The 12,191-nt window shown below is 65.2% G+C and carries 8 protein-coding genes and 1 pseudogene; 8 read left to right on the top strand and 1 reads right to left on the bottom strand.

Going from position 1 to position 12,191, the window contains the following annotated elements; genetic code table 11:
* Nucleotides 1-78 precede the first annotated feature (78 nt).
* The gene (locus tag JAO73_RS01315; RefSeq protein ID WP_198975364.1) at nucleotides 79-984 is read left to right on the top strand and encodes a proline and serine-rich protein 1 family protein; all 906 of its coding nucleotides are present in this window, start codon (nucleotides 79-81) and stop codon (nucleotides 982-984) included.
* A gap of 72 nt (nucleotides 985-1,056) precedes the next feature.
* On the opposite strand, the gene JAO73_RS01310 is transcribed toward JAO73_RS01315, so the two are convergent.
* Nucleotides 1,057-1,530, bottom strand: coding sequence for a DUF4293 family protein (locus JAO73_RS01310; protein ID WP_198975363.1), 474 nt, complete (start codon nucleotides 1,528-1,530; stop codon nucleotides 1,057-1,059).
* An 89-nt stretch (nucleotides 1,531-1,619) separates the two neighbouring features.
* Here JAO73_RS01310 and JAO73_RS01305 point away from each other — a divergent pair, with 89 nt between their 5' ends.
* From JAO73_RS01305 to JAO73_RS01280, 7 genes and pseudogenes are all read left to right on the top strand, one after another.
* Entirely contained in the window at nucleotides 1,620-2,825 is a 1,206-nt protein-coding gene (locus JAO73_RS01305) for a thiolase family protein (RefSeq protein WP_198975362.1), read from the top strand.
* 128 nt (nucleotides 2,826-2,953) lie between these two features.
* Nucleotides 2,954-4,099, top strand: a pseudogene (locus JAO73_RS23465) (FG-GAP repeat domain-containing protein); the annotation flags it as partial.
* 45 nt (nucleotides 4,100-4,144) lie between these two features.
* A complete protein-coding gene (locus tag JAO73_RS22875; RefSeq protein ID WP_233168621.1) occupies nucleotides 4,145-4,429 on the top strand; it encodes a T9SS type A sorting domain-containing protein in 285 nt (94 codons plus the stop codon).
* A 35-nt stretch (nucleotides 4,430-4,464) separates the two neighbouring features.
* Nucleotides 4,465-5,223 carry a tRNA pseudouridine(38-40) synthase TruA gene (truA, locus tag JAO73_RS01295; protein WP_198975360.1) on the top strand — a complete coding sequence of 253 codons (759 nt, stop codon included), beginning with the start codon at nucleotides 4,465-4,467 and terminating at the stop codon, nucleotides 5,221-5,223.
* A 108-nt stretch (nucleotides 5,224-5,331) separates the two neighbouring features.
* Nucleotides 5,332-9,789, top strand: coding sequence for a T9SS type B sorting domain-containing protein (locus JAO73_RS01290; protein WP_198975359.1), 4,458 nt, complete (start codon nucleotides 5,332-5,334; stop codon nucleotides 9,787-9,789).
* A gap of 90 nt (nucleotides 9,790-9,879) precedes the next feature.
* Nucleotides 9,880-11,652, top strand: coding sequence for an ABC transporter ATP-binding protein (locus JAO73_RS01285; RefSeq protein ID WP_198975358.1), 1,773 nt, complete (start codon nucleotides 9,880-9,882; stop codon nucleotides 11,650-11,652).
* Nucleotides 11,653-11,668: 16 nt separating this feature from the next.
* Nucleotides 11,669-12,190, top strand: coding sequence for a GyrI-like domain-containing protein (locus JAO73_RS01280; protein WP_198975357.1), 522 nt, complete (start codon nucleotides 11,669-11,671; stop codon nucleotides 12,188-12,190).
* Nucleotide 12,191: the final 1 nt, after the last annotated feature.

Genomic DNA, 12,191 nt, shown 5'->3' with positions numbered 1-12,191 from the left:
GCTGGTCCAACATGGCACACCTTTTGAAAATAGAGAATCATCCGCCGATTACACGGCGGACTCTTTTCTGCAAAAGCCATGAAAAAGCTCTTACTCCTCGCCATTGCCAGCTTCTTTTCGGCGGTGGCTCCGGCGCTGGCTTATCCGCCTGCGCCGGCCAACGTGAACTTTGCCTCGGAGCGCGGCGTACCGTTTGACTTGGTGCTGGATGGCCGCCTGGTGACGCGCGGCGGCGCCCGGCAGGTGCACGTCGACCGGCTGGCCCCCGGCCAGCACTGGGCCGACTTTACGCTGCCCGCCGGCTACGGCCGGGTGGTGCGCTTCCGCAGCCGCGTGTGGCTGCAACCGGGCCTCGAAACCTCGTTTGTGCTGATAGCGCGGCCCGGCCGGCCCCTCGACCTGCGGCAAGTGGGCGCGGTGGCACTGTATGGCCCCGGCGGTTACGGCGGCGGGCGCGGCTACAACAGCGGCGGCTACTACGGCCCCGGCTATGGCGGCAATGGCGCCTACAACAGCCCTACGCCCTACGACCCCAACGGCAATGGCAGCGGCAACAACTACCCCAGCGGCGGCAATGGCTACCCCAACGGCTACGACCCCAACGGACCCGGCGGCTACAACAACGGCCCGAACGGTCCCAACAACGGCGGCGGGGGCTACTACCCCGGCAGCGCCAGCAGCAGCTACCGGGTGCTCCCCTCGCAGGACGTGGATGCCATCATGCAGTCAGTGAAGCAGCGGCCGTTTGAAGCCAGCAAGCTGAGCACGGCCAAAGAGGCACTGGCCCAAAGCAGCATTCAGGCCGATGATTTGAAGCGCCTGCTGCGCAGCTTCGAGTTCGAGGCTTCGCGTGTCGAATTTGCCAAGTATGCCTACCCGCACGTGGCCGACCAGCAGAACTTCTACCGCGTGTACGACGCCTTCGATTTCGACGCCAGCGTGCAGGATGTGCAGCAGGCCATTGGCACGGTGCCGCAACGCTAAGCGTTTTCCAATGCAAACAAAAAGGCCGCTGTGAGATTCACAGCGGCCTTTTTGTTAGTGCGGTGCAGCAGACTAGCGCAGGCGGTCCATGCTGCGCACGAGTTGCTCGTCGCGGCGGATGAAGCGGTTGGCCAGCAGGTTGAGCAGCAGGGCCAGCGTGGGCAGGTAGAAGCCGGCCAGGAATTGGCCTTCTAGCTTGAGGTTGAGCAGCTGCTCGCCTTTGTTGGAGAAGTAGAACATGGCGCCCAGCGTGGCCACGATGAGCAGCAGGTTGAGCGAGCCCAGCAGCAATTGCTTGGCGCGGTTTTTAAACTGGAAAATCTCGTAGCCGGCCAGGGCAGCCGAAGCGGCGGCCAGAGCGCCAATCAGCCACACGGCGCCGGTGCTGGCGGGCAGCTGCAGGCCCTGCGCCTGGAAGCCGAAGGCCGTGAGCGTGAGCTCCTGGTGGGTGAGGCCGTCGACTTTGTGCCACAGCGGCAACGCCAATACGCTGAGCATGGCCAGGGCCAGCAACAGTAAAAACACGCTTTGGATTCTTTGTATCATCTTTGTTGTAGTGTTGAACAAGGTCCGGGCGAGTGCCGGGGCCGCAAATTTAGTCCCATCCGGCGCTTGCGCCGCTATTGTTACCTGTAATGCCAACTGCTTATGTCGTGGACGCGGTGCGTACCCCGATTGGAAAATTTGCCGGCGCTCTGAGCAGCGTCCGCCCCGACGATTTGGCCGCCCACGTGCTCCGCGAGCTCATGCGCCGCAACCCTTCCGTTGATAAGAATGCCGTGGAGGACGTCATCATTGGCGCCGCCAACCAAGCCGGCGAAGACAACCGCAACGTGGCCCGCATGGCTGCGCTGCTGGCTGGCCTGCCCATCACGGTGCCCGGCAACACCGTGAACCGCCTCTGCGCCTCGGGCCTGCAAAGCATCATGGACGCGGCCCGCGCCATTAAGTGCGGCGAGGGCGACGTGTACCTGGCCGGTGGCGCCGAGAGCATGACCCGCGCCCCGTTTGTGATGGCCAAGTCGGAGTCGGCCTTCGGGCGCGAGCTCACGGCCCACGACACCACGCTGGGCTGGCGCTTCGTGAACCCCAAGCTGAGCAAGATGCACTACCCCTTTGCCATGGGCCAGACGGCCGAAAACGTGGCCAAGCAGTACGGCATCACCCGCGAAGAGCAGGACGCGTTTGCTTTCGAGAGCCAGCGCAAGTACGCCCGGGCCCTGGAAAAAGGCCGCTTCCGCAAGGAGATTGTGCCGGTGTTCATTCCGCAGCCCAAGGGCGACACGGCACTGTTTGATGTCGACGAGCAGCCGCGCTTTTCCTCGCTGGAGAAGCTGGCCACCCTCAAGCCCGCCTTCCAGCCCGAGGGCGGCACCGTGACGGCCGGCAACTCGGCCGGCATCAACGACGGCGCGGCGGCCGTGCTGCTGGTGAGCGAAGAGGCCCTGCAGCGCTACAACCTGAAGCCCCTGGCGCGGGTGGTGGCCTCGGCCGTGGCCGGCGTCGACCCCGCGGTGATGGGCCTGGGGCCCATTCCGGCCACCCAAAAAGTGCTGCAGCGCGCCGGCCTCACCCTGGCCGACATCGACCTGATTGAGCTCAACGAAGCCTTCGCGGCCCAGAGCATTGCCTGCATCCGCGAGCTGGGCCTGGACCCCGCCAAGGTGAACGTGAACGGCGGCAGCATTGCCCTGGGCCACCCGCTGGGCAGCTCGGGCGCCCGCATCACGGCCACGCTGCTGCACGAGATGCACCGCCGCGGCGAGGGCATGCGCTACGGCCTGGCCACCATGTGCGTGGGCGTGGGCCAGGGCGCGGCTGTCATTTACGAGAAGCTGTAGGCAGCAGAATATAAAAAGAATGGAAGCCCGTCCCAAACAAGTATTACGCTTGTATGGGACGGGCTTCTGTCGTTAGGAAGTCTGCTTATCTTTCGCTTACTTGAATAACCCTCTTTCCACTTCCCCGCATGAAACACCTTTTTACTTCTACCGCGAATCGTTTCTCTTCCTACGCCCGGCGCGGGGCGCTGCTGCTGGCGCTGGGCGCGGCCGGGCAGACGGCGTGGGGGCAGAGCTTTGGCCCGGCGAGCATGTATCCGCTGGGAACGGCTTCATCATCACCCTACACAACCAATGCGGTGCTTGGGGACGTGAACCGGGATGGCCGCCTTGATATCATCGTGAGCAACGTAGAAGGTAGGGGTAGCATAGCAGTGTTATTAGGACAGCCTGGCGGATTTACCTCGCCCATTAACTATCCAGTAGGCACTAATCCTGGCTATGTCGCCTTAGGGGATATGACCGGTGATGGATGGTTAGACATTGTTGTGTACGCCACAAACAGGTCCAATAATAGCGACAGAGAATTATGGATTCTGTCAGGACTAGCTAGCGGCGGCTTTACGGCAGGCGCTACTTACCCAGTTAATTCAAGCAACCTCGCTGGCATTGCGTTAGGTGACCTTAACAATGACGGCCGACTCGATGTCGTTTCAAGCATTCTGACTTCGAAGGCTGGAGTACAGTTCGGCCAAGTTGGGGGCGGCGTTGGCCCAATCATCACCTACCCAACGGGCTATTGGCCGAATAATGTCGCGCTGGGTGATGTCAACAGCGATGGGTGGCTTGACATCGTTATCGGCGATAAGACTATTCCAAGAAGTTCCGTCCTACTAAACCAGAGCGGAGGCTTTACGCCAGGAATGCGGTATTATCTTAACCAAGACACCGAGCGGGGTGACGTAGAAGTAGGCGATGTGAACGGAGACGGTATGCTCGACATCGTCTCGTCCGGTGCCAGTTCACCTAGGTTTCCGGGAGTATGCTACCTGGATGTGGTACTAGGGCAAGCTGGAGGCAGTTTTGCTCCTTTGACTCCATATCTCCTGTCTTCTTTTCTCCCGACATTAGTTCGTCCTTATATTGATGTCGAATTGGGTGACGTCAATGGGGACGGCCGGCTCGACTTAGTGGCTTTAACTTCGTATTCAGGGACAATTTTGGTGTTATTAGGCCAAGTTGGAGGCAGCTTTGGGCCAGTCAGCACCTTCTCTGCAGGGTTTGTCGCCCAAAATGTCAGTCTGTCGTTGGGCGACGTAAACGGGGACAGTCGGCTTGACATCGTTTTCACTTCTAGCCATACCAACGCCGTTGGCGTCATGCTCAACACCGGCACTTTCACGCCGCTGGCCACGGCCCATCCCGCAGCGGCCGACGTTTCGCTATTCCCCAACCCGGCCCGCGGCGTCTTCACCGTGCAGCTGCCAGTTGGCTTCGGCAGCACGCAGGCCGAGTTGCTCAACGCCCTAGGCCAAGTAGTGCGCTGCCCCGCCGTGGCCGGCCCCAGCTTCCGCGTCGAAACCGCCGGGCTGGCCCCGGGCGTGTACACCCTGCGGCTGCGCACGGACGCGGGCACCGTGGCCAAGCGCGTGGTGGTGGAGTAGAAACGCCAAAGACCGCACCTATACTTTTGCGGCCCATGCGCTACTTCCTGCACCTTGCCTATGACGGCACCTACTACCGCGGCTGGCAGATTCAGCCCGGCCAGCCCACCGTGCAGGCCGAGCTCGACCGCTGCCTGACCCAGATACTGCGCCGCCCTACCTACTGCGTGGGCAGCGGCCGCACCGATACCGGCGTGCACGCCAGCCACCAAGTAGCCCATTTCGACGCCGAGCTGCCGGACACCATGCCGCTCGACGTGCTGCTCTACCGCCTGCGCCGCGCCCTGCCGCCCGACATCGGCGCCCTGCGCCTGCACCCCGTGCCCGATGAGGCGCATGCCCGCTTCTCGGCCGAGGAGCGCAACTACGAGTACTTCGTGGTAACGCGCCCCGACCCGTTCCGCCGCGACCACGCCCTGTACGTGGACCGGCCCCTGGACATTGTAGCCATGAACGAGGCTGCCGGCTACATGCTGGGCCAGTTCGATTTCACGTCTTTCTCGAAGGTGAAGGGCGGCGAAAACCATTACGTGTGCTACTGCACGGCCGCCGGCTGGCACCCGGCGCCGGGGGGCTGGGTGTTCCGCATTCGGGCCAACCGCTTTGTGCGGGGCATGGTGCGGCTGGTGGTGGGCACCCTGCTCGACGTGGGCCGGGGCAAGATGACGCCGTGCGAGTTTCAGCAATTGCTCTGGGCCCAGCGGCGCGTGGATGCCAGTGGGGCGGCGCCGGCGCGGGGCCTGTTCCTGAGCCGGGTGGAGTACGAGGACGGGATTGTGCCGGAGGCTGAATAATTCGGTAAAAGGCAATACTTTAGGAGTAATTTGCAAGAGACTGCCAAGAATGCGGGCGCCATTTTCGCGCGGCTCGCAGGTGCACTGCTCCTTTACTTCCGTTTGCCTATGCGTTCAACATCTACCCTGTTGTTGCTTCTGGTGCTTTTCTTCCGGTCGGCTTGGGCCCAGGAAGCAGCGCCCACCGTGGAATTTACAGAGAACAAAGGCCAGTGGGATGCCCGGGCGGCCTACGCGGCGCACGTGGCCACGGGCGCCTGGCTCTTTGTGGAGCCGGGCGGTCTTACTTACGCCCTCACGAGCGGGCTGCCCGACCACGCCCCGGCCAAGTCTGGCCCCGAGCAGGCTTCTTCGCCCAGCGCATTGCTCCGCAACCATGGCTTGCGGGTAGAATTTGTGCAGCCGCTGGCAGGCGCCAAGCTGCTGGCCGAAAACCCGGCGGCTGGCCGCCAGCACTACCTGCGCGGCAACGACCCCAAACGCTGGGCCGCCGACGTGCGCACCTTCCACCAGCTCCGCTACCGCGAACTGTGGCCCGGTACCGACCTGGTGCTGCACGAAAGCGCCGCTCATCAGCTGGAATACGACCTGCTGCTGGCACCCGGCGCCGCGCCCGCAAGGGCCCGCCTGCGCTACCGCGGCGCCGAGGCAATGCGCCTCGACGCAATTACCGGCAACTTGCTGGTGCAAACCTCTGCCGGCCCGCTCACTGAGTTGTGCCCCCGGGCCTGGCAAACCAATGCCGCCGGCCAGCGCCAGCCCGTGGCGTGCGCTTTTGAGCTGCGCGGTACCGAGGTCGGCTTCAAGTTGGGGGCCTACGACCGGCGGCGGCCCTTGGTCATCGACCCGGTGGTGCAGTTTGCCAGCTACACGGGCTCGACGGTAGAGAACTGGGGCTTTGCGGCCACTCACGACGCGGCGGGCAGCCTCTACACGGCCGGCGTGGTGTTCGAGCCCGGCTACCCGGTGACCACCGGCGCCTACCAGACGAGTTTTGGCGGCAGCGTCGACATTGCCATCATGAAATTCAACACCGCCACCTCGGGGCCGGGGGCCCGGGCCTGGGCGACGCACCTGGGCGGCAACAACCTGGAGTTTCCGCACAGCCTGGTGGTGAACGGGCGAGGCGAGCTGCTGATGCTGGGCACTACGTCTTCCACCAATTACCCCACCACCGGCAAGGCCGCGGGCACGGCGTTTCGGGGCGGCACCCGCATTGCACCCTACGGCAGCAGCTCGGCCTTTGTGCTACCCAACGGTTCCGACTTGATTATCAGCCGGCTGAGCGCCGACGGTGGCCGGCTGCGGGCCAGCACGTACCTGGGCGGCACGGCCAATGACGGCCTGCTCGACCCGCAAACGCCGGCGCCCAACCTGCGCTACAACTACGGCGACGCTTTCCGGGGCGACTTGGCCGTGGATGCGCTGGGCAACGTGTTCGTAGCCAGCACCACGGCCTCGGCCGATTTTCCGGGGTTGGCCGCCGGCGCCACGTTTCGCGGGGGCCTCACCGATGGCCTCGTCACCAGCCTCGATTCCAGCCTGAGCCAGGTGCGCTGGACCACGCTGCTGGGCGGCTCGGGCGCCGAAGCGGCCTACTCTTTGCAGCGCGAAGACAGCGGCGGCCTGCTGGTGGCCGGCGGCACCACCAGCGCCAACTTCGGGGGCACGGCGAATGGCTACCGGCCTGCTTTCGGGGGCGTGGTGGATGGCTTTGTGGCGCGCCTGTCGGGCACCGGAAGCCTCATCCAGAGCACTTACCTGGGCAGCACGGCTCAGGACCAAGCCTACTTCGTGCGGCGCACGGCGGGCGGGCAGGTGTACGTGCTGGGGCAAACGCTCACCAACAACTGGCCGGGCCTGAGCAACGGAGTGTATGGCAACCCACGGGGCCATCAGTTCATTCAGCAGCTGGCGCCCGACCTGCGCACGGCGGGGTTTGCCACGGTGTTTGGCAGCGGCCGGGCCATGCCCGACATTTCGCCCACGGCGTTTGAGGTGGACTGCTACGGCCGCCTGTTTGTGGCGGGCTGGGGCGGCGGGCTCGACCCCAACAACGGTTCCACCGCGGGCCTCGAAGTGACGCCCAACGCCCTGCAAGCCACCACCGACGGTATGGATTTCTACCTGATGCAGCTTTCCGACGAGGCGCGGGTGTTGGAATACGCCACCTTTTTCGGCACCTCGGCCGATGACCACGTCGACGGGGGACTGTCGCGCTTCGATGCGCAGGGCTCGCTCTACCAGGCCGTGTGCGCCTGCAATCAGGGCACCGGCGCCGGCCTGCCCATTCCGGCCGGCGCGCACACCTACTCGCCCACCAACGGCTCGGCCCATTGCAACAACGCGGCCTTCCGATTTGACCTGACGGCCGGCACTAATCCGGCCGGAACCGACTCCCTCACGGTGTGTGCCCGGTCCGGGGCCGTGATGCTGGGCGGTTCGCCGGCGGGCGGCGTCTGGACAGGAACGGGCGTGACGGGCTCGGTGGCAACGGGCTATCGGTTTACGCCCGACACGGCCCGCCTCGGCACGTTCGTGCTGACGTACACGAGTCCGCTTGCAGGCACCTGCGCGGGCACGGGCACGGTCACCAACACCCGGCGCATCACCGTGCTGCCGCAAGCCCTGGCCCGCATGGCAACGCGCGACACCACGGTATGCCTGCAGCCGCAGGGCCCGCCCCCGCCCCTGATTCGGCTGGCGGCCACGCCCGCGGGCGGCACTTTTGTGGGCGTGGGCGTGACGAGCACTGCTCCCTTTGCTTTCGACCCCGTGGCGGCGGGGCCTGGCCAGCACCAGGTACGCTACGTGTTGCCGGGCACGGCCTCGGGCGGGCGCTGCCCGTCGGTGGCGTCGGTCACGTTCACCGTATTTGGGCTGCGCTACGTCGACCTGGGCCCGCCGGTGGTGCTATGCGCCAACGACCCACCTTACGCCCTGGGCGGGCTGCCGCCTGGCGGCAGCTGGATGGGCGATGGCGTGAGCGTGAATAACCTCGGCGTCTACGTATTCACCCCCAGCCCGGCCCTGATTGGCACGCACCGGCTGGTGTATGTGTTCAGCGGCACGCAGTTCTGCGCGCCCATCCGCGACACGCTGTACGTGCGGGTGAAGCCGGTGAGCGGCGCGGTGCAGGTGCCGGCCGACACGGTGCTGTGCACCACCTCAGCCGCCTTTCGACTGCGCGGCGGCACGCCCGCGGGCGGCACCTGGAGCGGGCCCGGCGTGACGGGCTCGCTGGCCACGGGTTTCTTTTTCACGCCCAGCCCCACCCTGACCGGTAGCCGCGCGCTGGTGTACACGGGCGCGGTGCTCGATACGGCCAGCTGCCCGGCCCGGGCCACCCGCACCGTGACCCTGCAAGCGGGCGTCGTGCAGCTGAGCATTCCCAACACCACCGTGTGCCCCACGGCCGGGCCACAGGTGCTGAGCGCCTTTCCAGCCGGTGGCATTTGGAGCGGGCCGGGCGTGACGGGCTCGCCGACCAGCGGCTACAGCTTCACACCCAGCGTGGCCCTGGTGGGCCTCCAAACGCTGGTTTATGCCACCTCTGCCTCTACCACCCCCTCGCAGTGCCCGGCCTCCGGGCGGCTGCAGGTGCAGGTGCTGGCTTTCCCCGCGGCCGCGCTTGATTCGCTGGCGCCGATAAGTTTTTGCGCCGCGTCGCCACCCCATGGCGTGGTGCTTACGGCCCAACCGCCCGGCGGCACGTTTGGCGGCCCCGGCGTGGTGGGCAACCGCTTCAACCCGACGCTGGCCGGGCCGGGGCGCCACGTGCTTACCTACACGCTGCCGTTTCTGACCTGCACCCAAGTAGTCACCACCGTGGCCGAGGTGACGCTGCTGGCCCCCATCCGCCTGCCCGCCGACACGGTGCTGTGCCTCGACCCCGCGCCGTTTCGGCTGCGCGCCACGCCCGCGGGCGGCACCTGGGCGGGCCCGAACGTGACGGCAGCCGGCGTCTTCACCCCGCCGCTCACACCGGGTACCAGCGTGCTCACCTACTCGCTGCCCGACGGCTGCGGCACGGCTCCCTACCGCGTCACGGTGCCGGCACAGCCCACGTTTGCGGCGCGGTGGTCGGCAATCGACTGCTCGGGCAATGCCCTGGCGCCCCGCCTGGTGCGCTTTGAAGCCACGGGACCAGCGGCGGCGCAGGTGCAGTGGGACTTTGGCGACGGCAGTGCCCCGGGCCGCGGCGCGGTGGTGGAGCACATTTATGCGGCCGGCCGCTACCAGCCGCAGGCGTCGTTGGCGGGCGGCACGGGGCCGGGTCCCTGCCCTCGCCAGGTGGCCCTGTCGCTTCTGGAAGTGCAGCCGGCTGTGCTGCCCAACGTCATCACGCCCAATGGCGACGGGCAGAACGACGTGTTTGCGCCCCGCATCGGCGGCTGCTTGGGGCGGCTGCAAATCTTTTCCCGCTGGGGCCAGCCCGTGTTCAACAGTCCCACTTACCACAACGAGTGGGACGGCGCCGGGCTGCCGGCCGGCATCTATTATTACCTGCTCGGTACTGCCGATGGCAGCAGCCAGCTGAAGGGCTGGGTCGAAATCGTGCGGTAGGCCGGGGCGGGGCGGCGTTCGGGAGCACGGCGAAACCGGGGGTAACTCTTTCGGGTTGGCCGCGGTTTACTCCCGACCTTTGCCTCACTTATGGACCCCACCACTTCCGCCACCAAAACCGGCCAGGTCTTCGACTGGGCCGTGCTGCGCCGTTTGCTCGGCTACGTGCGTCCCTACCGGCGCGTGTTCGTTGGCCTCATCGTGCTTACCATCGCCACGGCGGTGCTGGGCACGCTGCGGCCCTTTCTCATTCAGCGCATGGTCGATGTCAGCATCGAGCAAGGCGACATGAAGGGGCTGAACTTTATGTTTCTGCTGCTGCTGGTGCTGCTGGTGGCCCACGCCGGCGTGAGCTATTTGCAGACCTACTACGGCGGCTGGCTGGGCCAGTACATCGTGCGCGACATCCGCACCGACCTCTACCGGCACCTGCTCAGCCTCAAGCTCAAGTTCTTCGACCAGACGCCCATCGGCGTGCTCGTGACGCGCAACATCTCCGACGTGGAAACCCTGTCCGACGTGTTCAGCGAAGGGCTCGCGGCCATGGTGGGCGACATTCTGCAGCTGCTCTTCATCATGGCCTTCATGTTTTGGATAGACTGGCGGCTCACGCTGGTGAGCTTGTCCGTCATTCCGCCGCTGCTGTTCAGCACCTACGTGTTCAAGGAAAAAATCAAGGGCTCGTTTCAGGACGTGCGCACGGCCGTGGCCAAGCTCAACAGCTTCGTGCAGGAACACCTCACGGGCATGAACGTGGTGCAGATTTTCAACAACGAGGAGCGCGAGTACCGCAAGTTTGCCGCCATCAACAAGGAGCACACCGAGGCCAACATTCGCTCGGTGCTCTACTACAGCATCTACTTCCCGGTGGCCGAGGTACTGGGCGCCATCGGCGTGGGCCTGCTGGTGTGGTACGCGGCGCAAGGCCAGATTGAGGGCTCCATCTCGAAGGGCGCGCTCATCGCCTTCATCATGTACAACGCGCTGTTTTTCCGCCCCATCCGTCAGATTGCCGACCGGTTCAATACCCTGCAGCTGGGCCTGGTGAGCACCGAGCGCCTGCTCAAATTGCTCGACAATCAGGAGCTGGTGGCCCCCAGCGGCACCTTCGCCCCCGCCGAGCTGCGGGGCGACGTGGAATTCAAGCACGTCAAATTTGCCTACAACGAGCCCGACTGGGTGCTCAAGGACATCAGCTTCCACGTGAAGCCCGGCCAGACCATTGCCTTCGTGGGCGCCACCGGCGCGGGCAAAACCAGCATCATCAACCTGCTGAGCCGTTTCTATGACATTCAGGAAGGCAGCATCTGCATCGACGGCCGCGACCTGCGCGAGTACGACCTCAGCCTGTTGCGCCGCCAAATCGGCGTGGTGCTGCAAGATGTGTTCTTGTTCGCCGGCAGCATCCGCGACAACATCACGCTGGGCAACAAAACCATCACCGATGCGCAAATCTGGGAAGCGGCCGACCTCGTGGGCGCCCGCCGCTTCATCGAGCGCCTGCCCGAAGGGCTCGGCTACCCCGTGATGGAGCGCGGCGCCACGCTCTCGGTGGGCCAGCGCCAGCTCATCAGCTTTGTGCGGGCCATGGTGTACCAGCCGCACATCATCGTGCTCGACGAAGCCACGTCGTCGGTCGATTCCGAGACCGAAGAGCTCATTCAGCAGGCCATCGAAAAGCTGATGCAGGGCCGCACTTCGCTCGTCATTGCCCACCGCCTGAGCACCATCCAGAAAGCCGACAAAATCATCGTGCTCGACAAGGGCGAAATCAAGGAAACCGGCACCCACGAGGAATTGCTGCGCCTGGAGGGCGGCTACTACGCCCAACTCTACCGCATGCAATACGTGGTCAACGGCTAATGCTTACTCCCCAGAAATGACCCGCTACCTCTTTTTGGCCATCATCCTGCTCACCGTTGGCGCGGCCGGCGTGTACGTGTACCTGGGCGGCGCCCGCTCGCCCAAAGTTGCCCTCGAAACCACGACCGCGCCGCTGTACCTGGCCGGCCAGCCCTACCACGGCGTGGTGACGGGCGACGCCTTTGGCCGCCTTTTCCGCCGGGCAAAAGACGCCCAGACGCGCCTGCACGGCGACTTGGCCAACCTGTACCTCAACGACCCCGAGACGGCCCGCGACACCATCCGGGCCTTCATTGGGCTGGCCCTGGCCGACACCACCCAGCCGTTGCCCGCCGGCTTTCGCTACCGCGTGGTGCCCGCCGGGCAGCGCGTGGTGGCCGCGCGCCTGCAGGGCGTGAGCTACCTGCTGGCCCCCAACAAGCTTTACCCCGCGGCCCTCGAAGCCGTGAAAACCCAGAAGCTCACCCAGCGCGGCAACTTTTACCTAGAACGCTTCGGGGCCGATGAGGCCTCTGAGGTGTGGGTGGGCGTGAAGTAGG

The sequence above is a fragment of the Hymenobacter miniatus genome (genome assembly GCF_016427455.1).
Classification (GTDB): domain Bacteria; phylum Bacteroidota; class Bacteroidia; order Cytophagales; family Hymenobacteraceae; genus Hymenobacter; species Hymenobacter armeniacus.
This window is presented reverse-complemented; position numbering and strand designations above follow the sequence as displayed.

Excerpts from the sequence above, each read along its gene's own strand:
- JAO73_RS01310 (WP_198975363.1), bottom strand. The coding sequence starts at position 1,530 with ATGATACAAAGAATCCAAAGCGTGTTTTTACTGTTGCTGGCCCTGGCC.
- JAO73_RS01290 (WP_198975359.1), top strand. The coding sequence starts at position 5,332 with ATGCGTTCAACATCTACCCTGTTGTTGCTTCTGGTGCTTTTCTTCCGG.
- JAO73_RS22875 (WP_233168621.1), top strand. The coding sequence starts at position 4,145 with ATGCTCAACACCGGCACTTTCACGCCGCTGGCCACGGCCCATCCCGCA.
- JAO73_RS01280 (WP_198975357.1), top strand. The coding sequence starts at position 11,669 with ATGACCCGCTACCTCTTTTTGGCCATCATCCTGCTCACCGTTGGCGCG.
- truA (WP_198975360.1), top strand. The coding sequence starts at position 4,465 with ATGCGCTACTTCCTGCACCTTGCCTATGACGGCACCTACTACCGCGGC.
- JAO73_RS01305 (WP_198975362.1), top strand. The coding sequence starts at position 1,620 with ATGCCAACTGCTTATGTCGTGGACGCGGTGCGTACCCCGATTGGAAAA.
- JAO73_RS01315 (WP_198975364.1), top strand. The coding sequence starts at position 79 with ATGAAAAAGCTCTTACTCCTCGCCATTGCCAGCTTCTTTTCGGCGGTG.
- JAO73_RS01285 (WP_198975358.1), top strand. The coding sequence starts at position 9,880 with ATGGACCCCACCACTTCCGCCACCAAAACCGGCCAGGTCTTCGACTGG.